General features: G+C 49.7%; 25 protein-coding genes. 15 read left to right on the top strand and 10 right to left on the bottom strand.

Annotated elements, in window-relative coordinates:
• The first annotated feature begins 181 nt into the window (after positions 1–181).
• A complete protein-coding gene (locus ACXAJH_RS18315; protein WP_474967187.1) occupies positions 182–1,099 on the top strand; it encodes a DMT family transporter in 918 nt (305 codons plus the stop codon).
• 49 nt (positions 1,100–1,148) lie between these two features.
• Positions 1,149–2,003 carry a DegV family protein gene (locus ACXAJH_RS18310; protein WP_474967186.1) on the top strand — a complete coding sequence of 285 codons (855 nt, stop codon included), beginning with the start codon at positions 1,149–1,151 and terminating at the stop codon, positions 2,001–2,003.
• Positions 2,004–2,162: 159 nt separating this feature from the next.
• Here the strand turns inward: ACXAJH_RS18310 and ACXAJH_RS18305 are convergent, their stop codons facing one another.
• The 5 genes from ACXAJH_RS18305 to ACXAJH_RS18285 form a co-directional block, all read right to left on the bottom strand.
• Positions 2,163–2,348 carry a hypothetical protein gene (locus ACXAJH_RS18305; protein ID WP_474967185.1) on the bottom strand — a complete coding sequence of 62 codons (186 nt, stop codon included), beginning with the start codon at positions 2,346–2,348 and terminating at the stop codon, positions 2,163–2,165.
• A gap of 188 nt (positions 2,349–2,536) precedes the next feature.
• Positions 2,537–3,802, bottom strand: a complete 1,266-nt coding sequence (locus ACXAJH_RS18300) for an MFS transporter (RefSeq protein WP_474967184.1) — start codon at positions 3,800–3,802, stop codon at positions 2,537–2,539.
• On the bottom strand, positions 3,799–4,509 hold the full coding sequence (locus tag ACXAJH_RS18295) for an alpha/beta hydrolase (RefSeq protein ID WP_474967183.1): 711 nt from the start codon (positions 4,507–4,509) through the stop codon (positions 3,799–3,801). The genes ACXAJH_RS18300 and ACXAJH_RS18295 overlap by 4 nt, the downstream gene beginning before the upstream one ends.
• Before the next feature lie 71 nt (positions 4,510–4,580).
• Positions 4,581–4,964, bottom strand: coding sequence for a YppG family protein (locus ACXAJH_RS18290; protein ID WP_474967182.1), 384 nt, complete (start codon positions 4,962–4,964; stop codon positions 4,581–4,583).
• Positions 4,965–5,087: 123 nt separating this feature from the next.
• On the bottom strand, positions 5,088–5,366 hold the full coding sequence (locus tag ACXAJH_RS18285) for a glutaredoxin family protein (protein ID WP_027956800.1): 279 nt from the start codon (positions 5,364–5,366) through the stop codon (positions 5,088–5,090).
• A gap of 191 nt (positions 5,367–5,557) precedes the next feature.
• Between ACXAJH_RS18285 and ACXAJH_RS18280 the strand changes: the two genes are divergently transcribed.
• A complete protein-coding gene (locus ACXAJH_RS18280; RefSeq protein WP_474994889.1) occupies positions 5,558–6,652 on the top strand; it encodes an SDR family oxidoreductase in 1,095 nt (364 codons plus the stop codon).
• A 63-nt stretch (positions 6,653–6,715) separates the two neighbouring features.
• Here the strand turns inward: ACXAJH_RS18280 and abc-f are convergent, their stop codons facing one another.
• The 3 genes from abc-f to ACXAJH_RS18265 all read right to left on the bottom strand — a co-directional run bounded on the left by abc-f (position 6,716) and on the right by ACXAJH_RS18265 (position 10,309).
• Positions 6,716–8,551: a ribosomal protection-like ABC-F family protein gene (gene abc-f / locus ACXAJH_RS18275; RefSeq protein WP_474967180.1), complete on the bottom strand. Its 1,836-nt coding sequence runs from the start codon at positions 8,549–8,551 to the stop codon at positions 6,716–6,718.
• Between the two features lie 276 nt (positions 8,552–8,827).
• On the bottom strand, positions 8,828–9,292 hold the full coding sequence (locus tag ACXAJH_RS18270) for a MarR family winged helix-turn-helix transcriptional regulator (protein ID WP_474967179.1): 465 nt from the start codon (positions 9,290–9,292) through the stop codon (positions 8,828–8,830).
• A gap of 93 nt (positions 9,293–9,385) precedes the next feature.
• A complete protein-coding gene (locus tag ACXAJH_RS18265) occupies positions 9,386–10,309 on the bottom strand; it encodes a YegS/Rv2252/BmrU family lipid kinase (RefSeq protein ID WP_474967178.1) in 924 nt (307 codons plus the stop codon).
• Between the two features lie 393 nt (positions 10,310–10,702).
• Between ACXAJH_RS18265 and ACXAJH_RS18260 the strand changes: the two genes are divergently transcribed.
• From ACXAJH_RS18260 to ACXAJH_RS18230, 7 genes are all read left to right on the top strand, one after another.
• Complete coding sequence (locus ACXAJH_RS18260; RefSeq protein ID WP_474967177.1) at positions 10,703–11,155, top strand: MarR family winged helix-turn-helix transcriptional regulator; 453 nt, start codon at positions 10,703–10,705, stop codon at positions 11,153–11,155.
• A complete protein-coding gene (locus tag ACXAJH_RS18255; RefSeq protein WP_474994887.1) occupies positions 11,152–12,528 on the top strand; it encodes an MATE family efflux transporter in 1,377 nt (458 codons plus the stop codon). Before ACXAJH_RS18260 ends, ACXAJH_RS18255 begins: the two co-directional genes overlap by 4 nt.
• A 176-nt stretch (positions 12,529–12,704) precedes the next feature.
• Complete coding sequence (locus ACXAJH_RS18250; protein ID WP_474990889.1) at positions 12,705–13,376, top strand: hypothetical protein; 672 nt, start codon at positions 12,705–12,707, stop codon at positions 13,374–13,376.
• A 22-nt stretch (positions 13,377–13,398) separates the two neighbouring features.
• Entirely contained in the window at positions 13,399–14,670 is a 1,272-nt protein-coding gene (locus ACXAJH_RS18245; RefSeq protein ID WP_474994886.1) for an efflux RND transporter periplasmic adaptor subunit, read from the top strand.
• A 200-nt stretch (positions 14,671–14,870) separates the two neighbouring features.
• A complete protein-coding gene (locus ACXAJH_RS18240; RefSeq protein ID WP_474967174.1) occupies positions 14,871–15,881 on the top strand; it encodes an LLM class flavin-dependent oxidoreductase in 1,011 nt (336 codons plus the stop codon).
• Between the two features lie 140 nt (positions 15,882–16,021).
• On the top strand, positions 16,022–16,969 hold the full coding sequence (locus ACXAJH_RS18235; protein ID WP_474994884.1) for a BMP family lipoprotein: 948 nt from the start codon (positions 16,022–16,024) through the stop codon (positions 16,967–16,969).
• A gap of 17 nt (positions 16,970–16,986) precedes the next feature.
• Positions 16,987–18,702, top strand: a complete 1,716-nt coding sequence (locus ACXAJH_RS18230) for a methyl-accepting chemotaxis protein (protein WP_474994882.1) — start codon at positions 16,987–16,989, stop codon at positions 18,700–18,702.
• A gap of 12 nt (positions 18,703–18,714) precedes the next feature.
• Here the strand turns inward: ACXAJH_RS18230 and ACXAJH_RS18225 are convergent, their stop codons facing one another.
• Together ACXAJH_RS18225 and ACXAJH_RS18220 are read right to left on the bottom strand one after the other, a co-directional pair.
• Entirely contained in the window at positions 18,715–18,972 is a 258-nt protein-coding gene (locus ACXAJH_RS18225; RefSeq protein ID WP_206935767.1) for a DUF2164 domain-containing protein, read from the bottom strand.
• A gap of 22 nt (positions 18,973–18,994) precedes the next feature.
• Positions 18,995–19,582, bottom strand: coding sequence for a class I SAM-dependent methyltransferase (locus ACXAJH_RS18220; RefSeq protein ID WP_474990881.1), 588 nt, complete (start codon positions 19,580–19,582; stop codon positions 18,995–18,997).
• Positions 19,583–19,743: 161 nt separating this feature from the next.
• On the opposite strand from ACXAJH_RS18220, the gene ACXAJH_RS18215 reads away from it, so the two are divergent.
• Genes ACXAJH_RS18215 through ACXAJH_RS18195 form a run of 5 tightly spaced genes read left to right on the top strand, consistent with a single transcriptional unit; the run spans position 19,744 to position 24,213 of the window.
• Positions 19,744–20,970 carry an ABC transporter substrate-binding protein gene (locus ACXAJH_RS18215; protein WP_474967169.1) on the top strand — a complete coding sequence of 409 codons (1,227 nt, stop codon included), beginning with the start codon at positions 19,744–19,746 and terminating at the stop codon, positions 20,968–20,970.
• Positions 20,951–21,811 carry an ABC transporter permease gene (locus ACXAJH_RS18210; RefSeq protein WP_474990879.1) on the top strand — a complete coding sequence of 287 codons (861 nt, stop codon included), beginning with the start codon at positions 20,951–20,953 and terminating at the stop codon, positions 21,809–21,811. The genes ACXAJH_RS18215 and ACXAJH_RS18210 overlap by 20 nt, the downstream gene beginning before the upstream one ends.
• Positions 21,808–22,608: an ABC transporter permease gene (locus tag ACXAJH_RS18205; protein ID WP_474967167.1), complete on the top strand. Its 801-nt coding sequence runs from the start codon at positions 21,808–21,810 to the stop codon at positions 22,606–22,608. The genes ACXAJH_RS18210 and ACXAJH_RS18205 overlap by 4 nt, the downstream gene beginning before the upstream one ends.
• Positions 22,605–23,576, top strand: coding sequence for an ABC transporter ATP-binding protein (locus tag ACXAJH_RS18200; protein WP_474967166.1), 972 nt, complete (start codon positions 22,605–22,607; stop codon positions 23,574–23,576). Before ACXAJH_RS18205 ends, ACXAJH_RS18200 begins: the two co-directional genes overlap by 4 nt.
• The gene (locus ACXAJH_RS18195; protein WP_474967165.1) at positions 23,569–24,213 is read left to right on the top strand and encodes a TVP38/TMEM64 family protein; all 645 of its coding nucleotides are present in this window, start codon (positions 23,569–23,571) and stop codon (positions 24,211–24,213) included. The genes ACXAJH_RS18200 and ACXAJH_RS18195 overlap by 8 nt, the downstream gene beginning before the upstream one ends.
• The last annotated feature ends 21 nt before the right edge of the window (positions 24,214–24,234 follow it).

Here is a 24,234-nt window from a genome sequence, read left to right as displayed (position 1 = left end):
ATATCCATGTAAAAAAAGCCTTCTGCCACAGGAAACGGGAGAGGCTTCTCTGGTATCTGCCTGATAGATTTATTCATCATAACATATTTAACATATTATATTCTACACATTTCCGCTATGCTTTTCAAACCCAATAATGATAAAATGAGTAAAAACCGACCTATACCAGAGGAGGGCTAGATTGGAAAAGCCTCCGGTGCATCCTTATTTCATCCTGTTTATCGGAGTGGTTTCCATATCCACCTCGGCCATTTTCGTCAAGCTTGCGGGCGGCGCCCCTGCTTCGATGACCGCGTTCTACCGGCTGCTGCTTGCCGCCGGACTGATGGCCCCTTATGTATTATGGAAACATTCCGGTGAATTCAAACACATTCATAAAAAAGATTGGCTCCTTGCCACGATTTCAGGAATTTTTCTCGCCTTCCATTTTATCTTCTGGTTTCAATCCTTAAAATATACATCCGTGGCAAGCTCCGTTCTTCTCGTTTCCCTCCAGCCCGTCTTTGCCTTTACGGGCGCCTATCTGTTTTTCCGGGAACGATTTACCGTCGGAGCCATTCTCAGCCTTTTCATTACGTTGATCGGCAGTGTCATCATTGGATGGGGAGATCTTCAGCTGAGTGGAACAGCACTGGCCGGTGATATTCTTGCGCTCCTCGGAGCGGTTACCGTAACCGGGTACTTCCTGCTGGGCCAGAGTCTGCGCCAGCGGCTGTCGCTTCTCACCTATACACTGATTGCCTATGGAATGGCAGCTGTCACCCTCGGCCTCTACAACGTGGCCGCCGGGACGGCCTTCACAGGCTACTCTGGAGAGCAGTGGTTTATTTTCCTGGCCCTTGCCGTGATTCCGACGTTCTTCGGACATTCACTGTTCAACTGGACACTGCGCTGGCTGAGCGCGGCCTCCATATCGATGGCGGCCCTCCTGGAGCCGATTGGAGCCTCTCTGTTAGCTTACTGGATCCTTAAGGAATCCATCACTTGGGTGCAGTGGCTTGGCGGGTCCATCGTTTTATTCGGCTTGATGATGTTTATTTTGAGCACCACGAAAAAAGTCGAGCCGAAACTGACCCACGAATTGAAAAAAGATCACTGAAACGAGTCTGGTATACTGGAAAGACGATATTTTGAGAGCAGGTGAACGAATGACTACACAACTAATCATCGACGGCGGCGGAGATGTCGCGCCGGGAATGATGGAGAAGCATAACATCCTCTCCGTCCCGTTAAACATCCATTTCGGGGACGAACATTATAAAACGGAAGAAACCATTGATCTGGATACCTTCTATACGAAGATGAGACAGTCAGAAGAGCTCCCCGGCTCCTCTTCCCCGAGCCCGAATGATTTTTATGAAATGTACAAACGCGTGGACCCGTCTGCGAATATCCTCGTCCTTGCCATCAGTCACGGGTTGAGCAGCACCTACGAAAGTGCTGAAATCGGCAAAAACATGCTGCTTGAAGAAGAGCCCGACCGCCGGATCGCAGTTATGAACACCAAAACGGCCTCCTGTGGTATCGCTCTTCTTGTCGACGAAGCAGGAAAGAAAATGGACGAAGGCGTCTCCTTTGACGAACTTGTCGCCCATATGGAAGACCGTATCGAGAACACGATTACGCTGTTCATTTTGAAAACGCTGGAGAACGTCATTAAAGGCGGACGCCTGGATAAAGTCAAAGGCGCTCTGGCCAAGACCTTGAACATCAAGCTGCTTATGAAAGCAAGTGAAATCGGTGCCGTCGAAGTAACGGAAAAGGTGCGGGGAAACAAAAAATCGATCCGCCGCTTTGTCGATCAAATCGGGGAATACGCTCATTCCTTCGAAGACCGCGTCATTGCTCTGTCCCATTCCAATGATGAGGAACGCGGCAGTCAGGTGCTTGATATGATCAAAGACCGCTATCCATTTAAGGAAAGCCTGTTTATGGAAATGGGTCCTTTGATTGCCACCTATGCGGGGGAAGGCGGCCTCGCCATTGCCTTTTTCAAAGATTAAAAGCTGAAAACTCCGTTTCTTTACAAGCTTTTTTCTTTCTTACCGCCAGGAGCGAAAGCCCCTTCCCTTTCCGCGGACGAGCGCCCGAGCTTCCTCGCAGAACCCACGCTCGGCGATCTCGGACCACTCGTTCTTCCGCAGGAGTGGAAGGGGCGCCGCTCATTGGGAATTCTTTAACATCGACAAAGACTCTCCTTCACCCAGCTCGCCCTTGCTGGATGGAGGAGAGTCTTTTTCATATTCCGGAAGGCAGCCGTCATCGGCGCCTGTGCTTTCCCTTTTTCTTTTCCACGCAAGTGCGCACCAGCGCATCCCATGCTGTTCTTTTGAATCTGCTTCGTGCACAATTTCTCTCCTCTATATTCTAACGTCGGCATGAGGAGCGTTCGGTGGTGATGCCTGCATGCCCGCGGCATTCATCCACCGATAAGCGGAAAGTGACCCTTCCCACGACAAATGGACAACTCTCACTGGTTAACACAGGCTTTTTCTACAGCCAACAAACTCCTTAGGCCTTAGCCTAAGGAGTTTGTTTATCCATGATAGGTTTCATAATCAGGCTGCGGGGAAAGCAGTGCCAGAACTGTCGCGGTGACTGGAAACAAAACGGTAAGCACGATGATTTCCTGATAGCCCCCGAGCCAGTCATAAAAAATACCGAAAGGAAGCGGCCCGAGAGCAGATCCAACGACCATCACCGTTTGGGCAAGCCCCTTAATGCTCCCGAGGTGGGCACGCCCGAAATAATTCGGCCATACGATGTTCAATACAATCCGCTCAAATCCATTCACCACTCCCCATAAACAGCCAAAACCGACAGCGGCAGCCCAGGAATCCGTCACAAGAAGCAGCAGCAGCGTACAGATATGTCCGAAAAATGTAACAGCCAATATGTAATGCACTTGGAAGCGGTCGACAAGCCAGCCACTAATAAAAGTAACCGGAAACCCGACAACGGCCATAAGCGTCAACACCATTGCTGCTACTCCAGCGTCAAGGCTGCGCAGTTCCATAATGGAAACCATATGGAACGTGATCGCTGTGTTGACGAGAGCAGGAACCGTCACACAAAACAAAATGAACCAGAAAGCTCTCGCAGCCATTGCTTCTTTTAATGTCCAGCTTTTTTCATTCACTTCGGCATTCAGATTGTTGATCTCGTGCCCGTCTGCCGGTTTACGGCCCCCATCAGGCACTTCCCCTATATCTTCCGGACGGTTTCTCACGAGGTAAAAAGCAAGCGGCACGAATATCACCAGCAGAGCGGTTCCCCAGATTCCCCAGGTCATTCGCCAGCCGAACGCTTCAATCAGCCACGTGTTCAATGGCGGCAGTAGTGCAGAGCTTGCGAAACCCCCGATGGCCATCACACTGAGCGCCCGCCCCCTTTTCCGGATGAACCACTGCGGAACAAGGGTATTCGGGATCAATGTCATCGACCCCTGTCCAAAGAGGCGGATCAGGAAAAAACCGATGAACATCATGACAGGACCCGCTAAAAAGGCATTCCAGAACAGCGCAAGGGCGAGGCACATTCCGACGGCGACCATCATCGCCCGCTGTCCGAAACGGTCAATCAGCCGCCCCATCATAAACAATAGGAATCCGGCCGCAAGCGTAGCACCGGAATAAATGCCAGAGACAAGCGAGCGGGTATAATCAAAATCATCTATGTAATAATCAATGAAAATAGAAATGGAATACGTCTGCCCGGGCCCGGAGAAAAACACACTCAGACCGGCAATAAAAACGATCACCCATCCATAATAAAAGGGTGATCCGTCTGTTCGGTTATTCAAGTTACCCCCTCCTGCTGAGCGCTGCCGATGAACTCGAGCACTCTGTCAAACAGTTCGTCTTTATCATCTCCGTGGCAGATAAGATGCTTCGACTGCTTCAAAAAGACCACTTCTTTTTCTGTAGACGGAATTTCCTCCTCTAAATAAACCGCTGCGGCTTTGGGAACCATGCCGTCCAGCTCTCCCTGGATAATCAGGACAGGGCACGTCACTTCCCTTAAATAAGGGCGGGTAAATTGAACACATTTCATAAATTCAATGGTTGAAAATACATACGTATCGCGCATTTTTTTCTGATAGCGGCGGAACAGATCATTGTCGGCCAGCGCACCATTCCACGCATCTCCAGCCATCTCCAGAACATCCTTCGCCATCTGCGGAAGGCTCACATATTTGCCGGCGGCTGAGAGAAGCACAAGCCGGTCGATCCGGTATTTGGCCGTCAAATAAGCTGCAATCATGCCACCCATGGAGAATCCGACGATATACACTTCATCGTGACGTTTCATCAAATCCAACAGCGCCAGTTCAGCTGCTGCAATCCACTCCTGATAATAATGCCCTTCAAGATCCAGATCCTCCCCATGGCCGGGCAGGGTCGGGTTGGCGATTTCCCATTCGGTTCTCGCTTCAAGAAAATCCACGAGCGGCTGCACTTCCTCCGGGCTTCCTGTATATCCGTGAATGCACAAACATCCAATACTCATAACTTTTTCCTCCGCATCCTGCAGTTTTTCCAATATGGAAGAAAGAAAACGCGCTGACATCAGCAGCGCGTCTATTTGATCCCTTTCACAAAAGTACCGATGCCTTTGACAATCGGACTGACTTGTTGAACGGTCTTCATCACCTGACCGGTCGTATTCATCATTTTATCAAAGTCAAATTGACCTTCCTCATTTTGAAAATAGCCGATCACACTCTTCCCTGCTGCTGCGGGTTGGAAAGAGGTGGAGCCGCCTTCATTCCCGGTTTCAGTATAACCGGAGTAAGGGGTACTATTCACCTGGTAATAAGGAAAGCCGTAGGATGCACCTCCCTGATATGGGTAGAAGGCGTTCCCCTGATAATAGGTCTGCGGGTAGGTATCCTGGCTGTACACAGGAGGAGCCGGATACCGGTACCAGTTTTCGTAATAAGGGTAGGAATAATATGGGTACATGACTGTGCCACCTTTAACGTATTTACTTCAGCCTATGACAGAGGCAGGAAAAGAGTGAGACGCAATCATCCAGTACCCGACACGATAAAAAAACAAGTGACTCTCATCACTTGTTTCCTTTATTTATGAAAAGTTGAATGAGTCCGTTTGAGCATATAGGTCTTCCCTCAACCCCAGCACCTGCTGGAGCTTGCGTTTCTGAAACCCTAAAACACGGTGATCATCGACAAAGGTGGCCGGGGTCCCGTAGACACCCTTCCCCTGAAGCTCCTTAAAATAGGTGCGGTTTTCCGATACGTTCCGTTCCTCAAAATCTACATTCCACTCATCTAATAAATCCATGACCTGGTTACAAGAGGCACAATCGCGACTGGTGTACACAACAACATTCTGGTTTCCCATGACTCCCCTCCTCATGCCGGTTCAATAAACGTTCTACAGATTTTTCCCTGATCATTTTAGTTTAAACGTCTATTCCTCATCTATGTTTACCACGTATTCCCACTTATTAATCCCCCTTTTTACATAGGAAAAAAGGAATTCACCTCCACCATCCCGAATGGAGGTAAAAACAAGATGGAGGAGGCAGTTTTATGGCTTTTACGTATGTATGTACTGGCTTTCCCGGGTTTCTGGCGGCTGAGCTGCTGAAAGATCTGTTCCGCACACGGAAGGTGGATCATGTTTATCTTCTTCACCTTCCTCATATGGAAAAGGAAGCACGAATGCGGCTGCATGACTGTCTGGAGGACCCTGCTGTGGAGGGCGGCCGTATTACACTGATAACCGGAGACATTACAAAGAAAGATCTCGGGCTCGACATTTCGACAGCCGAGGAGCTGAAACAGAACCTCACCCACTTTTATCATCTGGCTGCCTTATATGATCTGGCCGTTCCGCTGGCGCCTGCCCTTCAAGTAAACGTTCAGGGAACACGCGAAGTGCTCCGTTTTCTGCAAGGCTGCCAGCGATTGAACCGCTGTCTTTATTTCAGTACGGCTTATGTATCCGGAAAAAGGCAGGGAACCGTCTACGAGCATGAGCTGAAGCATGGAGACGGCTTCAAAAACCATTACGAATATACGAAATACGAAGCAGAAAAGCTGGTACAGGAGTATCAGCATCGTCTGCCCCTCACCATTGTCCGGCCCGGCATCGTCGTCGGTCATACGCGGACAGGATCGACAGCGAAATTCGACGGCCCTTACTTTATCTTGAATCTCCTGCATGCACTGAAGTCCCTCCCTGTTGTCCCTTATTTTGGAAAAGGTCAGGCCCGGGTGAACCTCGTCCCCCACGATTATGTGGTCCAGGCAGCCAACGTTCTCACCCACCTGCCGGACGCGGAAGGTAAGACCTACCACCTGACAGATCCCCACCCCTATACAGCAAAGGACATTTATCATCATTTCGCGTATCTGTATGCCGATAAACAGCCTCATCTGACGGTGCCGCTCCCGGCTGCCCGTCCACCGTTAAAACTGAAACACATCCGCCGAAAGCTGGGCATTCAAAAAGAGGCGCTCGACTACTTTGAAACCGCCGCCGATTATGATTCAGCCCAGGCAGAAAACGACCTGGCGTCTTCCGGTCTCTACTGTCCGGACCTCTTCTACTATACACAGCCGCTCATTCATTATTATGAAGAGCATAAAAACAACCCAGCTAAGCATGTCTCCATTCTGTAAGGATGTTTCAATGGAAAATTCCACAAAAAGAAACGGGAGGGGTTATCTGCCCTCCCGTTTTTCTCATTCTCCTGCTTCGGCCAGCCAGCTCTCATACAATGCTTCCAGTCTTTCATCAAGCTCTTGTTTTTCCTGTTCCAGCCTGCGCGACTCTGAAAGCGAAGCCACCGCCCATTCTTCTTCCAAACGAGCGGCCTCTTCTTCGAGATCCGTAATCCGGTCTTCCAGGGATGCGGGTTCTTCCACAGGTTCAAGGGCCGCCTTCTTTTCCGCTTCCTCTTTTCTTTCCTCCGGCCAGTGGTGCTTCGTATCTTCATACGATCCTGAACATCGATACCCTTTTCCATTTGCCAGATACATGGTTTCCGGAAAGCACCGGTTCAGAAAATGGCGGTCATGGGACACACCGATCACCGTTCCGGAGAAGCGGTCCAGCGCTTCTTCCAAAACCTCCTGGGATTCAATATCCAAGTGGTTGGTCGGTTCATCCAGGAGCAGCACGTGCAGGTCCTGCTGCATGAAGATGGCCAGTTTCAGGCGCATTTGTTCCCCGCCGCTCAAATGGCGGATCTTCCGGAAGACATCATAGCCGTAAAAAAGAAACCCTGCCAGCTGACGCCTTGCCTCTCCTTCGGTTACACGAATAGATGCGCGGTAATAATCAATCAGCCTCTGCTCTTGATCAGCCTCCTGCAGCGGATGTTGAGGAAGATAGCCCACCTTCATCCCAGGTGCACGTTTCATCGTACCCTCATCCAGCTGTTCTTCCTCAAGAAGCAGACGAAGAAGTGTCGACTTGCCACTCCCATTCGTCCCGACGAGAGCCAGACGGTCCTGATAACGGACGTGCAAGTTGAAGCCCTGAAGAATCGTGGAATTCCCATAGGACTTCCCGCCGTTTTCCACGATGAAGACATCCTTCCCTGTCCGGTCTTCTGAATCAAGGGAAAGCTTCATCCGTTTTGGATCCATGACCGGTTTATTGATTTTCTCCATACGTTCCAGCGCCCGCTCCATGCTTTTCGCTTTTTTAAATAACTTCTCACTGGGAGGAGAGGCCTCGTTGGCCCACTGCCTCAACCGGCGGATGGCATCCCTCATTTTCTTGATCTTCTTCTGCTGTTCTTCATAATGGTGAAACTCGACCAGCAGCTTTTCTTCCTTCTTCTTTTCAAAGGTTGTGTAATTTCCTTTATAGGCTTCTATATTACCAGCATCAAGGTCATACATATCCGTAACGACCCGGTCGAGAAAAAAGCGGTCGTGAGAAATGATGCAGAGTGTGCCGGGATATTGCTGGAGAAACTCTTCCAGCCACTCGACCCCTTTGACATCCAGGTGGTTGGTCGGCTCATCCAGCAGCAGCACATCCGGCTTTTCCAACAGCAGCTTCGCCAGACCAAGCTTCGTCCTTTCCCCACCGCTCAACGTGGTAAAGGACTGATCGAGCAGGTGGTGGACCTTTAATCCGTGGGCGACCTGACGGATGGATGACTCCATTTCGTAGCCCCCTCGGTCTGCAAACCGCTCCTGCAGGAATCCGTATCGTTCTACAGCTTTCTCCATATGTTGCGGAATCCTCATCTTCTGTTCCAGCTCTTGCATCTCTGCTTCCATGTCCTGAAGCTCTTGAAAGGCCGAGCGTAGATATTCCCGGCCGGTTCCCGTCCAATGGGACGGCATCTGAGTCAAATATCCGATGGTTTTTCTTTTCTGGATAAACACATCGCCTCCATCAATCGGCTCTTCCTTCGTTAAGATCCGGAACAATGTTGACTTCCCGCTTCCGTTCCTTCCGACAAGACCAACACGCTGGTGTTCTTTGATTTCCATGTTCAAGTCTTCGAATAACACTTCGCCGCCCATAATTTTATAGATATGTTTAAGGGTTATGATCAATTTCCGTTCCTCCTAAAGACATTTTAAAAGCACAAAAAAAGCCAGAGGTCCCGTTGCCTCTGACTTTTGTTCATGCATATTCAATCAGGTATGAGACATTACAGATTCCTATTCAGATGTCATTTTTGGACATACGTGTCCCGTTGACAGGTGAAATGTGAATAATTGCACGACGCAGATAGTTCAGTTGATAATCAAGCGCATGCATCTGTAACATCTTTATACCCCCTTTGTCTTTAGTCTTACGTCTATCATAACGGATTGTCTGAAAATTGGCTACTCTTTTTGATGACCGGCATTTTTCCCGAGTTTCTTCAGCAGGTCAATCGCCGTTGTTTTCTCCTCATCTGTCAGGCCGCTCATAATAGATTCAATCTGCTGCCAGTGATCCGGAAAGATGCCGTGAAGCAGTTTCCTGCCCTCTTCCGTAATCGACGCATACGTAATCCGGCGGTCTGTCGGGCATGGGACACGCTTCAAAAACCCTTTCTTTTCAAGCTTGTCTACCACATACGTAATGCTGCCACTGGCAAGAAGGATCTTCTCGCCGATTTTCTGCAGCGGCTGATCCCCCTGATGGTATAGCAGCTCCAGTACACCGAATTCCGTCGGGTTTAATTCATAACGCTGAATATCGTCCTTCACTAAATCACCGATGGCCCGCTGCGCCTTAGATAAGACGACAAACAGCTTCAATGATGGATCTTGTTTCTTTTTCAAGTACAATTCATGTTCGTTCATCCGGTTCGCCCATCCTTTTTAAAAGATAAAGATAGTATAAGTTTAACATTTTCGCACTGTCAATCAGGCACGGACGGATAAGCTTGAAGACTTTTATAGATCAGTTGTCGTTCGAAGGGCGTTCGGGCCGCCTCCTAAAAAAGTGAAATGGGCCGGCAGCACATCGATTTGTGCAGGTGTCTCTGTTTTAATTTCGCCGTCCATATCTACTTCTTCATCCGTTTCCGTCTCAATGGTAATATGCTGTCCCTGACGATAGCTGAGGTCCTGGAACTTTTGATCGACAGAGCGTTCCCTTCCCATTGCCAGCCACTCTCTGAATACAGCCAGGCTGGAATTTTTGACAATCAGCACATCAAACTTCCCGTCCTGCAGGTCGAGCGATGACATCGGAACTTTCCGGGTACCGATGAACTGCCCGTTCATAACAAGGATCATCACCGCTTCCCCCTCCAGTTTTTCCCCATCGACGGTCAATGAAAAACGAAAAGGTTCGGATCGGTTCACTGTTTTCAATGCACTGATGAAATAACTGAGCACCCCTAAACGGTTTTTCTGGTTTTCATCGATGTTGAACGATGTCTGGGCGACGAGGCCGATGCCCCAGAAGTTGATGAAATACGTATCTTCTGTTTTGCCGGCATCCACCTGCAGTGCCTCCCCCTTCATAATGGAGGCAGCCGCCTGATCCAGCCGCTGCGGAATATCAAGGACACGGCTGAAATCATTGCACGTTCCGGCGGGAAGCACCCCGATCACCGGCCGCTTTTCCAGTTCCGCCATGCTGTTGATGCATTCATGAATTGTCCCGTCTCCCCCAAGGATTAGGAAGACATCGGTTTCTGGACCGTACGTCCTGCAGACGTCCCGAAGTTCTTCCAGCGAAGCCGTCTGAATTACACGCAGATCTTTGACCTCTTTACTGACCTCAGGAAGCACCTGGCTGAGTGCAGGTGTGATTTCATTTTCTTCTTTATTTCCGTTATATAGAAGTATCCCGGTTTCAAATCGCGGCATAGTATCCCTTCCTTCCTCCTTACATAATTGACGAAAAGCGGACCTTTGAAACGATTTCCTCTATTTTCATCCTACGACCTCCAAGCAAATCCTTTCGGCATCTAAGTAAATAGGCGGGACATTCTCTATTCGGGAAAACCACTGGGTTCCTCTTTTGGGCAAGGATCAGAAAAAATGATGAAGCTGTTTTTTCCATAGAGGAATTCAGGAAAACCTCATCGGCAACCCTGCTGTGTTACTCTTTATTCCTCCATATCTTCCATTGTACACCACTTCGTCTTGCACCTGGCGGCTTCTCTGTTAGAACAAGCCGCACCCATCCACCAAAGCAGATGGGTTTACGAATAGCCTTCTTTGTTTTATACTATATTTTGTTTAGGGGGCTAAGTAATTATGAAGAAACAATTGGATGAATCACTGGGATATCAGATTCATATGGTTTCCCATTTTCTAAGAAACGTATATAACGAACGGCTCGGGGAATATGGATTGACCCATGCCCAAGGCAAAGTCATCCACATTTTAGCCAGAGAAGGCGAGCAGCCACAGGTGGAACTCCAGAAGCGGCTGCATATCAAGCCTTCCTCTATGAACGGCGTTGTGGAGTCTCTCCTTAAATATGAACGAATATCAAAACGGCCGAGTGAAGAGGATAAGCGCACAAAACTGATCACTCTGACAGAAGCCGGCATGGAACTCCACGAAATGATCGTCACAACCATTAAGGCAATTGAAACAGAAGCTTTCGCTGACCTCTCTCAAGAGGAACAGCAGATCATGACATCCTGGTTGAAAAGAACCCAGGAACGCATAAAGTCACAAACAGCAGGGAGAGAAAACGAATGAAAGAACAAAGTCAGCGTTTAGGTACCCAGCCTATACCAAAGCTGTTGGCCAATTTGTCCATTCCGGCGATGATCGGAATGTTTGTTATGGCGCTGTACAACGTCATTGATACATTGTTCATCGCACGCGGTGTCGGAATTCTCGGAGTATCGGGTGTAAGCATCGGTTTCCCGGTTATGATGATCATTATGGCCATTGCAGCAGCCGTCGGTATTGGTGGTGCTTCCGTTATATCACGAAGGCTCGGAGCAGATAAAAAAGACGAAGCGGATCTTGTTTTCGGAAACGTCCTGATTATGATTGTCTTAATAAGCAGCGTCGGCTTCATCGGCGCTTTCACCTTTTTAGAGCCGCTCCTTACCATTTTCGGAGCTACAGATAACATCATGCCGTATGCGAAGGATTATTTATTCCCGATCATGGTCGGTTCCCTGTTCTTCTCCTTCGCCTTCGCGACAAACAACATCATCCGTTCTGAGGGGAATTCCAGGTTTGCCATGATCACGATGATCATACCTGCGGTTCTGAACATCATTCTTGACCCCATCTTCATCTTCGGACTCGACATGGGCGTACAAGGGGCTTCCATAGCGACGGTCATTTCACAGGCGACGGTATCGATTGTTGTTCTGAACTATTTCCTTAAAGGAAAATCTTCCCTGACAGTCAGGAGAGCCGCCTTGAAGCTTCAGACGAAGATCATCAAGGAAATCATCACCATCGGTATGCCGGCGTTTATCCGTCAGGTGGCTGGGAGCGCAATGATGATCGCTATCAACTTGATGCTTATCAAGTTCGGAGGCGAATTCGAAGTCGGGGTCTTCGGAATCGTCCAGAAGCTGGCCATGTTCACCATCATGCCGATGATCGGTGTCCTCCAAGGTATGCAGCCGATCATCGGCTACAACTACGGGGCCCAGAACTATGAACGTCTAAAGGAAACCGTCAAGCTCGGAATGAAAGTCGTCACCATCATTTCTGCCGGTATTTTCGTTCTCATGATGGCTTTCCCGAATGCATTGATGATGATTTTCACAGGAGATCAGGCAACGATCGAAACCGGGGCTCACGCCATCCGGATTATGTTTGCCTTTGCTGTCCTGATCGGCGCACAAGTCGTCAGCGGTGGTCTTTACCAGGCGCTCGGCATGGCCAAACCGGCGATGATCCTGTCTATGGCCCGCCAGGTGCTGTTCCTGATTCCGCTGGTACTGATCCTCCCGAATTTCTTCGGTGTCACTGGTGTATGGCTTGCCTTCCCGGCGGCCGATCTTCTGGCGTTTATTTTATCCATAATCTTTCTTTACAGAGACCGATCCCTTTTCTTCAAACCGAAACGCGGGGCATCCAATTACGAAACGGCCCCGTCTTGATCAACAGCCCGGCGGCTTGACGCCGGGTTTTTTATTTTTCTGCAGAAAAATTTGAATGAGTACTGCTTTGTTCTCCATCTTTTCCCAAAGATTCTCAGCAATGGATAGCAACCCATGACATTTTCCGTTAAAATGATACAGAGAATGCTATTTTTCACTGGTAAAGGATGAAGTGTATGACTTACTCGGTCCACTTGATCAAACTGTTTATCCGCCGTGATGATCATTTGTTCAAGCTGAATGAAGCAGAAAAATTGAAAAACGTCTGGAATCTATTATTCTTTTTACTCGCTCTCACTTTACTCACCTTTGTCTGGACGGCCTGGCTCGGCCTGGGTACCGATGCGATTTCCGCTAATATGACAGAATTGACCCGGACTGATTATGAACTGAGAAAAGCATGGTTCCTGATCGGCAGAGCTGTTTACGGGCTGCTGTTTTTTTTATTCCTTTTATTTATCTCTTCGTTTTTTTACTGGTTATTCAATCATGTATCCTACAAAAAGCTGATCATTCTACAAATGAACGTCCTGCTCGTTATGCTTCTTGAGCGTGTAACCTGGGTGCCGTTGATGGTCTATGCAGGAATCGACTGGTATGTATCACCTCTTTCCTTTGGTGTTGCAGCCTCCTACTTCACTTCCCTGGAGTGGGTCATTTATTTTTTCGGTTCCATATCCCTTTTCCAGCTGTTTATCATCTGGTACCAGGTCAAATGCCTTTCCCGGCTGTCCAGAACAAAAATCGGCTGGATCTGGACCGGCGTCATTTTCTGGCATCTATTGCTGTGGGCTGGAACCTCCGCCCTTGCCTATTACGATTTGTATCTTCTTTATTTAATAAGGTAGGAAAGCCGCAGGTGGACATATTATGAAGAAAATTAACATTAAAGGAAGAATGACCGGATTGTTGATCATCGCTTTCATTACGACGAATGCCCTGTTGATTTATTTGGACGAAGATGACAGAGTGGACCGGAAATCCTATCTCCATACATGGTCACAGGCGGTTACATATGACCTCTTTGAAAGAGTGGAAACCAAAGGCGTCTTCACATCGCAGGAATCTGTCCCGGTTTACTTTGACGGCGCAGATGGTTCCTTCCAGCAGTTCCTCGTAAGCGAGGGGGACAAGGTGCAGGAAGGCGATGACCTTTATACCTATCAGGTTGAAGACTACGCTGCAGAGGAATCCCGTCTCCAAGGAGAAGTGCAGCGCATTCAGGAAGAAATAACAGCCGTCGAGGACTATATCGATCAACTGGATGCCTATGATATCCCTGATCCCTCATCTCCAACAAACCGTTCCACTTCTTCCTTTTTCGGAGAAGACAGGGATGCCTCCGGGGAAGAAAGCTCTTCTTCCCCGGATTCCTCTATAGAAGCGGAGTATCTCAAAGAGGAGGAACTTGCCAGACAGCAGGCCGAACTTTCCAAACAGCAGGGGCTGCTTGAAATGGCGGAAGACCAGCTGGACCAGCTCCAGGAAACGGGAGAACAGATTACAGTCACCAGCCAGTTTTCAGGAACCGTCACCGATATCGATGAAGAACTCAACGCTCCTATCCTTACGATGAAGTCTGCCAATCTCGTATTGGAAGGCGAAATCCAGGAAGAAGACCGGACACAGGTGGAAGAAAACTTAACCGTTGAGATCTTTGTACCCGAGCTTGAACTGGAAACGACCGGAACGGTAACCCGGGTGGACGAATTCCCGGAACAGACAGACCTCGGCGGGAAGAGCCGGTATCCATTCATCGTGACACTGGAAGATGCGGATGAACAGCTTCTTCCCGGCTACCATGCGGAGATGCAGGTGATCACAGCGGAAGCACCGCAAGCCGTCGCTGCCCTGGACGCTGCCTTGACGACGGAAGAAAATCTGTACGCCTGGATCATGAATGAAGAGGGCATCCTGGAACGCCGGGAAGTGACAACCGGCATGAAGGAGGACGGACTTGTCCAAGTCGTATCCGGCCTCGAGGACGGGGAGTGGATGGCCGTTGCACCGAAGGACGAATTCCGTAACGCCTCTGTTTTTCTGACCTCTATGCAGGCGGAGGACCTTCCTGTCAAAGACCTGATGGAACTGGATCAGTCAACGATGCTCAATTACGGACTTCTCGGACTTTTATCGAGGTAGTCATACAAAGAAGACGGCCGCCCGCGGCCGTCTTCTGCTTGTAGAAAATCCCCGTGTTTTTTACTGCTTCAAGGAACCGGTCAAGACGCTTTGGCAGCCGGTCCATATCCCACACATTCCAAGCCATATGTATTGCATCTTTTACGTGTCCATGGGACGATAAAAGATAAATAAACCGTTGACTTTAAAGGGGGCCCACAATGAAATTAAGTGTATTGGATCAGTCCCCTGTTTTAGCTGGGACAGACCCACAGGAAGCATTAAGACAAACAACCGAATTAGCAAAATGGACCGACCAGCTCGGGTATCACAGGTTCTGGGTATCCGAACATCACAGCACCGGCAGCCTTGCGGGGTCTTCACCGGAAATCCTCGCCGCTCACCTGGCTGCTCATACAGACACCATACGAATCGGCAGCGGAGGCGTGCTTCTGCCGCATTACAGCCCGTTTAAAGTAGCTGAATCCTTCCGTGTTCTTGAGACCCTTCATCCGGACCGGATTGATCTGGGGGTCGGCCGGGCACCCGGAGGCCTGCCGAACATCAACCTTGCCTTGAATAAAGGGAACGTCCCCAATGTGGAAGGCTATCCTGCACAGGTTGAAGAACTGATCGCTTATCTGCATGGGCACGACCCGCACGGAATGGGGATACAGGCGACACCGACAGGCGAAACTGCACCACCGGTATGGATGCTCGGTTCCAGCGGGACGAGCGCGCGGGTGGCCGGAGAGCTGGGAGCTTCGTATTCCTTTGCCCACTTCATTAATGGCCGGGGCGGCACAAGAGCGATGGAGCGTTATTTCAACCATTTCACCCCTTCGCTGCAGCAGACCGAACCGGACGCCAATGTTTCTGTTTTCGTCGTATGTGCAGAAACGGATCAGCGCGCCGAGTATTTAGCATCAAGCCTGGATCTTGCCCTTCTTCAAATTGAAAAAGGCGGAAGGCGCACCCACTTCCCTACACCGGAAGAAGCTCTTTCCCACTCCTACACGGTCTTTGAAGAGGAGCGCATCGCCGATAACCGTAAAAGGATGATTGTCGGATCGATCGAGCGGGTGAAGGAAGAAATTGAGGAACTGGCTTCCCTTTACCAGGTAGATGAAATCATCGTCAATACGATTGTCACTCCATTTGAGGAGCGGCTGAAATCCTACGAACTGCTGGCCGGCGCTTTTGAACTGTCCACGTCCACCACTATGACCTGAGGTCGTAGTGGTTTTTTTTATGCTTTTCTCCAATTCCTATTGATTTCCACTCTGCATGTGCCGATGTATATAGTTGTCAGACATCTCTTTCATAACGAAGGAAATGATGTCAGCGGATTTTATACAGAGGAGTGAAATAGTTGAAGCGTTCGACCTTATTTATCGTCCTATTTCTGTTTAGTTTTCTTATATCCGGCTGCAGCAGTGGTTCTGCTGAAGGAACGGAGGAGTCTGGAATCAGTGCAGGTCTGCTTGTCACTGAAAGCGGTCTCGGAGATGATTCTTTCAGTGACTCCGCTTTTCAGGGCCTTGAGCAGGCCCGCGATGAGTTGAATATAACGTTTGATTACCGTGAACCTTTTGACCAGAATTATGAAGCTCATGCCCGCGATCTGATTGAACAGGGGCACGATGTCATTATCGGTCTCGGGTATAACTCACAGCCGGCCGTCGATCAGCTGGCCGCCGAATTCCCTGACCAGGATTTCGTTTTGATTGATGCCATTTCTGATCAGCCCAATGTATCATCCATCACTTTTAAGGAAGATGAAGGAAGCTACCTGATCGGTTTCATTGCCGGCATGAAATCCAAAAGTGGTGTCGTAGGATTCATTGGTGGAGAAAACATTCCTGTCGTAAACCGGTTTGAAGAGGGATTCACAAAAGGAGTTCTGGAAGCCGCTCCCGACGCCGAAATATTGGTCAGCTATGCGGATACCTTTGATGATGACCACAAAGGCGCTTCTCTTGCGGCGGAGATGATCGATCAGGACGCCGATTATATTTTTCCAGCTGCCGGCTTTACAGGTATTGGTGTGCTGAAGGAAGCTGAAAAACAGGACATCTACGCTTTCGGAGTGGATAGTGATCAATTTTATACGGCGGAAGAATCCGTCGTGACGTCCATGCTTAAAAACGTCAATGTCGCCTTATATGGTGTGATGGAACAGTTGTCTGAAGGAGAAAAGCTGGACGGCAGCGCCCGTACACTCGGGCTTGAGGAAAACGGTGTGGGACTTGCCCCTATCCGCCTGATCGATTTAAACGATCAGGAAGAGAAAACGCTCCAAAAAGCTATGGGGCAGTAGAACGAGGAGGAAAACAAATGAGTATCAGCCGCAGACTATTTGTCATGACTTTGCTGCCTCTGGTGTTGTGTATTATTTTAATCGGTGTGATTGTGTTTCAAATGATCGGATTGCAGCGCTCTACGAATGAAGATATTCAGGTGCTCCTTGATGGTAAGGAGCTTCACGGACAGCTCGTTCGTGTAGAACAGGCCTTGACGACATATGGCTACAACCCTTCCGAAGCTTCCAAGCAGGAAGCCTTCACCCAGGTGGAGCAGACGAGGCAGCTGTTTCAGACGGTGGAGCCGCTCATTGTCACCGATACACAGCGGCAGTGGTTTGACAAGGCCCAGGCGAAATTCAACGATTGGGAGAGCCTGGCCACGGAAGCATTGAATACCGATGACACGAATGAGATTCAGCGGCAGGCATCACGGACAGCCGGGTTAATCAATGATGTGTACATGCTTCAGCGGGAATCACAGGCATGGTATGAAAACAAAATGGAGGCACAGCAACAGACGATCGGTCAGTTGATTCTGTTCACCATCATTGCGGCCGTTATCTTAATTATCGGCACCTTGTACTCCACCTTCCGCCTGACCGCACATATCGCCCGCCCCGTCCGCCAGCTGGCCGCCCAGGCTGCTGATGTGGCCGGAGGGAACTTGACAGTGAACATCGAAGACGATCCGAAGAAAAACGATGAAATCGGACAACTGACCCAATCCTTCCGTGTCATGGTGGAGAATCTTCAGGAAACGGTTCAGTCCGTAGACGAAATCGGACAGAGCGTCAAAACGTTCAGTTCCAGGTTGAATCAGGAAATGAACGGCCTTTCGGAAATATCCAGCCAGGTGGCTCATTCAACGGATGAACTGGCTCAGGGTAGCCAGTCGATCTCCAACGACGTTCAGGATGCCGCTGTATTGATGGAGGATCTGGACGACCGCTTTGCGAAGAACCGTCATGACGGACAAGAATCCAGGGAAATCAGTACACAAGCCCTTCATTCTGTTGAGGAAGGACAGAACAGTCTGATGAATCAGCGGACCTTGATGGATCAAAATACGGCTTCTTTAGCAAAAGTCGAAACATCGGTGCACCAATTCATCCAGTACACTGATCAAATTGAATCGACCGTACACCTTGTGAACGATATCGCCAGCCAGACCAACCTGCTTGCCCTGAATGCAGCCATTGAAGCTGCACGTGCAGGAGAGCATGGAAAAGGATTTGCCGTTGTCGCAGAGGAAGTGCGCAAATTGGCCGATCAATCCACCGCTGCAACAGCAGACATCTCCGATATGGTGTCACAAATCCGGAGCGGCGTGGATACGATCCGCCGGGAAATGACAGAAACTGTCCAGGTGACAGAGCAGCAGAACACGTCTGTGTCTGCATCAAAAGCCGCCTTTGACCAGATCAGTACGTATGTCCATACGATCGACCAGCACCTCGAAGCCCTCGTACAGGGACTCGATCAGTCCCGTCACCAGAGCACAGATGTTCATGCGGCTTTTGAAAACGTAAGCAGTGTCATCCAGCAGACCGCAGCAGGAACCGAGGAAATCTCGGCTTCTACGGTGGAGCAGCAGTCCGCCTTCCAGCAGCTGCTATTGGAAAGTGAACAGTTGGAAACGATGATCGGCCAATTGAATGAACAAATCCAGCAGTTTCAATGGCAGAAGGAACCGGAAACGACTCCCCCACATGCCGATGAGGAAAACATCACCGCTTCAGCTTCCTGAAGCGGTGTTTTTTTACCGCCGCTTCGGACGGCCGGCAGGACGCTCAAGGGAGCGCAGGTCTTCATCTACATTCATGACCTTCTGTTCCACCATCCGTCGGGCATCCTCCACTCCTTTGTTATAAAAGAAAGGCCCCATTTCCTCTGCCATCTGATGAACCCATTGATCGGCCGCCAAATCGCCAATGACCTCCCCACGTTCAAGCTCAAACCACTCTTTAATACGTTCAGCCATGTATTCCTGTTGTTCTTTCTTCAACTTCACAACCATCCCCCCTTTTCCCTCTATCCTATCACACCATCCCGGTGACACAGACCGCTTTATTCGGCTTCTCAGGACGGATATGGATGCAGACGTCCCGGAACCCTGCCTGCACCAGCATCGCCTTCATCTGGCCTCCGAGGATATGTGTGGTATCATCTCCCGCCCCCTCTTCGTGAGGACGGAGCGTTAAGGCTATTCTTCCGTTTTGGTTCATGTTTGTATACAAATGGGCGAGTATCTCTTCCGGATCTTCCCAGAAGGTGACATTGTTAACGGCATAGACTTTATCCATCGCACGGTGGAAATGGACCAGGTCTTCAGCCTGCCCGTGAATGACACCCACCTGCGCAGCATTATTGAAGCTCCGCCATTTATGCAGCACCGTTTCGACCATCACCTCGGATGGATCCAAGGCGTAAAGGTGGAGTCCCTGGATTCTGGATGCCTGCTCTAACGCTTCTCCTGCTCCACATCCGATTTCAAGAACTTCCTCTCCTTTCTGCAGATCCAGAAACGATAGTGTCCACGCGTTCAGCTTTTCATTTTCTTTTTCCATAAAACGTCCGGCAAGCTTCCCCATCCAGCCGGAAGGCCTTGCGAAATGTTGATACAGCATCGGTTCCCTCTCCTTCCTTTCCCGCTTCTTGTACCCGTCTTCAAGAACAGGTATGCCTATTGGTGAAAAGGGTTTAGTTTCCTTCCCGGGCGTTTGTTTGTATGATAGATGACAGAGACCTGTACTTATTTTTTTATAAAATGATCCTAAGGGGGAAAATCATGAAAAAGTGGAGCATTCTTATGCTGCTGATCACACTAGTACTGGCTGCCTGCAGTGGCGGCGGGTCCCAGGAAGAAGCATGGAAGGATATGTCCTGGGAAACCATTGAAGAAGAGGCCGACGGCACGGAGGTGCGTCTCTATATGTGGGGCGGCGATGAAGGGATCAACCGCTACATTGATGAATGGGCGGCTCCCCGCCTGAAAGAAGCACACAACATAACTCTGGAGCGTGTTCCTATGGATGCGGCGGAAATACTCCAAAAACTTCAGACAGAGAAACAGGCCGGAAAACAAGACGGCCCGATCGATGTGATCTGGATCAATGGGGAGAACTTTAAAAATGCCAAAGAAAACGAACTGCTGGCAGGATCGTTTACAGACAAGCTGCCTGCTTTCAATGAATATTACGACACAGATGATCCAGCTTTCCAGACCGATTTCGGAACATCTGTAGAAGGCATGGAAGCCCCGTGGGGCAAAGTCCAGTTCGTCTTTCACTATGACGCCGACCGGATCAGTGAGCCTCCTTCCTCTTTTGAGGAACTGCAGAACTGGATTCATGACAATCCAGGAAAGTTCACTTATCCGCGAGCGGAGGACTTTTCCGGGAATGCTTTCTTACGCCACGTCTTATATGCCAAGGCGGAAGAGCCATCAGATATTTATGAGAATCCCTTGAATGAAGCTGATATTCAGCCGGCGGCGGATCGCACATGGGCTTATCTCAAGGATATTCAGCCGGATTTATGGCGTTCCGGTGATCACTACCCGAATGACTTAACAGAGCTGGATCGTTTATATAGTCAAGGAGAAGTCTTGATGACGATGGGCTACAATGAGTCCCGTGCGGAATCCTTGGTCGCTGATGGGGTGTTCCCGGAATCCACCCGTTCGTTCGTCCTGGAACCAGGTTCTATTGGAAATACACACTTTTTGAGCATTCCCTTCAATAGTTCCAATCCGCCCGGAGCGCTGGCTGCCATTAACTTCCTGCTTTCACCGGAAGCCCAGCTGGCCAAATTCAAGCCGGATTACTGGGGGGAAAACACCACGATCAGCATAGATCAACTACCCGAAGATATGAAACAGCAATTTGAAGCGGTGGATAGAGGAGACAGCGTTCTTTCCACAGAAAAGCTGGAGGAAAGCTTTCTTCCTGAATCAGAAGCCGCCTACGTCGAATGGATGAAAGAGCAGTGGTTTGATGAAGTCGTTCAACCTTAAACATTCTCTCCTTTTCCTGCCGGCTGTCCTGTTTATGCTCCTTCCTCTTTACGGGCTCCTGACAGCTGTCTTGAACAGCTTTGGCCGGCACAGAGGATGGACACTGGACTATTACCGGCAGATCTTTGAATCCAACCGTTTTGTCACGTCTCTTGTTTTCAGCCTGCAGACAGCCTTGATCGCCACCCTGTTGTCCATTCTTATCGGGATCGCTTTCACACGCAGTTTTTATCCCATCCTGGAAAAAATGGCACCAAGGGTGAGTGTATGGATTCCGATGCTGTTCCCGCACTTTGTCTGGGGCTACATGGTCATTCTCCTTCTTTCAGAAACCGGAGTGGCCGCTCAGCTGTTCACGGCTGCCGGATGGATTTCTGACCCGCAGCAATTTCCGATACTCACAAGGGACCCGAACGGAATCGGCATCATCTTAACCTATGTATGGAAAGAGGTTCCCCTTGTCATCTTGATGCTGCTGCCGGTCTATGCCTCGATCCGGCCGGAATACTATGCACTCATCGATACACTTGGGGGGTCGGTTTGGAACAGAATCACAGCGGTTGAACTGCCTCACCTGCTTCCGGTTCTGATGGAGACAAGCCTGATCATTTTCTCATTCACCTTATCGGCTTATGAAGTACCTGCTCTGTTGGGAACCACGTTTCCGGAGATGGTCTCCGTACTCAGCTATGACTGGTTTTACGGAAGCTCCTGGCAGAAACGTCCACTGGCGTTTGCCGCTATGGTCAGCATCAGCCTCGTCCTGCTGGTTCTGTCCTTTATCGGATACGGGTACTTAAACAAAGCCAGATGGAGAGCTATGAGAGGAAGTCGTTCATGAAGCAGAATTCACGTTTATTTTTAGTGCTTACGCTCCTGTTTTTCCTTATACCGCTCCTCATACTGGCCGCTCAGAGCTTCAGTGCGCCGTGGCGGTTTCAAACAGGCGCCGGACTGGACTGGGAGCTTCGCAGCTATGAACAGCTGCTGCAGAACCCGATGCTCTGGAAAGCTACATTCACATCGATATGGATCGGATTCATCGTCCTGCTCCTGAATGTATTGATCGGTGTGTCCACCGGCAAAGCGCTCGCCACCGTCCCATTGAAAGGAAAACCCTGGGTGGAGGCTTTACTGCTGTCACCGATTCTTATCCCGGTCCTTGCGATCGCCATGGGGCTCCACATCTTTATGATCCGTGCCGGATTGGCGGATACAGCACTTGGTGTCATCATCATCCACCTTGTACCGACCGTCCCTTACAGCATTAAAGTATTTCACAACAGTTACCAGCAGATTGGACGGGCGATGCTTGAGCAGCCTCACATCCTCGGTGCCGGATTTTTCAGGCAGCTGTTCACGGTTGAGCTGCCTCTCTTGAAACCGGCGCTTCGAAGTGTCACTTTTTTAACCATTGTCATCAGTCTGAGCCAGTACGCAATCACAGCCGTTATTGGCGGAGGACGTGTGCTGACGCTGCCTCTCGTATTCTTTCCATTCCTGGAAAATGCGGATGCTTCCGTCATGTCTGCGTTTTCCCTCTGGTTTGCTGTCATACCCGTTGGGATGTATTTCCTGGTGGAAGCTGTCATCCTTCTGCTTCCCTACTCTCGCCTGCCTTGGAGGAATAAAAGATGAGCCCGACTACATTAGAAGTGAAGCAATTGAAAAAAAGCTTTCAAGAAGACCTGATTTTGAACGGTCTTTCCTTTCAATTAAAGAAAGGGGAAATCCTCAGCGTTGTCGGTCCTTCTGGAAGCGGAAAAACAACGCTTCTTCGTGTCCTTGCCGGCCTCGAAACCCCTACACACGGGTCCCTCTGGATGAACGGTAAGGACATTACAGCTACAAAAGCCAACCGGCGGGATATCAGTCTCGTATTCCAGCAGCCGCTTCTGTTTCCCCATATGACAGTAGAAGAAAATATTGTCTATGGAGCGAAAGTATCTAAGAAATATGACAAACAGAAAGTAGAGAGACTGCTTGAAGCGATTGGAATGAGCCGGTATAGAAATTATTTCCCTTCGGAAATCTCCGGCGGTCAGCAGCAGCGGACAGCGCTTGCCCGCGCCATGGCGACTGAACCGGAAGTGATACTTTTTGATGAACCGTTCAGCAGCCTGGATCCATCGCTTAGGCAGGACCTGCGCTACTGGGTCAGAGATTTCCTCGTGGAACAGAAAACGACAGCCTTGTTCGTCACTCATGATATGGAAGAAGCTATGATCATGGGAGACCAGATTGCCGTCTTTCAGGATGGAGAGTTTCAACAGATTGGAGAAGCATCTGTCCTTCATCATCATCCTGCCAATCAAAAAGTCGCTTCCTTCATGGGCGGCCACCTGATCCTGAATGAAAACGAATTTGTCCCACTGGGGGACATACAGCTTTCCCCGGGCTATGAAGACGGAGAGACACGCACCTTCCAAGGGCGGATGGAGCACCTGACCTACCAGCACGGACGTCCAGTGGCTCATATCAACGTTCCCGCCCTGGGCTCCAGAGTGGCGTTACCCGTTCAACAGGTTACAGCGGATACAGAAGAAGTCACTCTGCACATCCCGAATTCCCGCATTCAACGATTTGAGGTGAACCATCATGAATAAAAAAACTCTGCTCCGTTCGCTTTTGTTCCTGACGATTTTCATTGCGGCGGCCTGGTTTGCCCGAAGCCGGTTTAACGTCGATCCACAAAACATCCGTGCCTACATCCTGTCGTTCGGCAGTATCGGCCCGCTCATTTTTATGGGATTGTATGCCATCGGCCCCATTGTCGTCTTTCCAACCTCCGTGCTTTCCTTGGCAGCAGCCTTTGCCTACGGCCTGTGGCCGGGTATGCTGTACATTGTCATCGGAGCGACCGGGGCAGGAATCACCGGATGGGTGATGGGGCGCTTCTTCGGGGATTCCGTGTTGAAGTTCCATCAGTCCAAGTGGGCTTCTTCCATCTATGAGCGTATGAAAGGACAAGGATTTTTATATGTATTTGTCCTCAGGCTCATCCCGCTTGTCGGATTTGATATCCTCAGTTATTTATCAGGGATGACGCGGGTGAAACTGCCATCCTTTATCCTGGCCACAGTCCTCGGCATGCTGCCCGGCACATTCGCCTACAGTCTTGTCGGTACCAGTCTTGCCAGCGGGGACAGGACATTGATTTTCGCCGCGCTGAGCGTTTTTGCCCTTATTCTAGTAACGACATACCTTTTCCGGAATAAAGTACGTTCCTGGTTGAAGATTTAACCATAAGAAAAGCCTTTGAAC

It is taken from the genome of Halobacillus sp. ABD4_316 (assembly GCF_056161385.1).
Note: the sequence above shows the minus strand (reverse complement) of the source record. Positions and strands in the feature narration are given on the sequence as shown.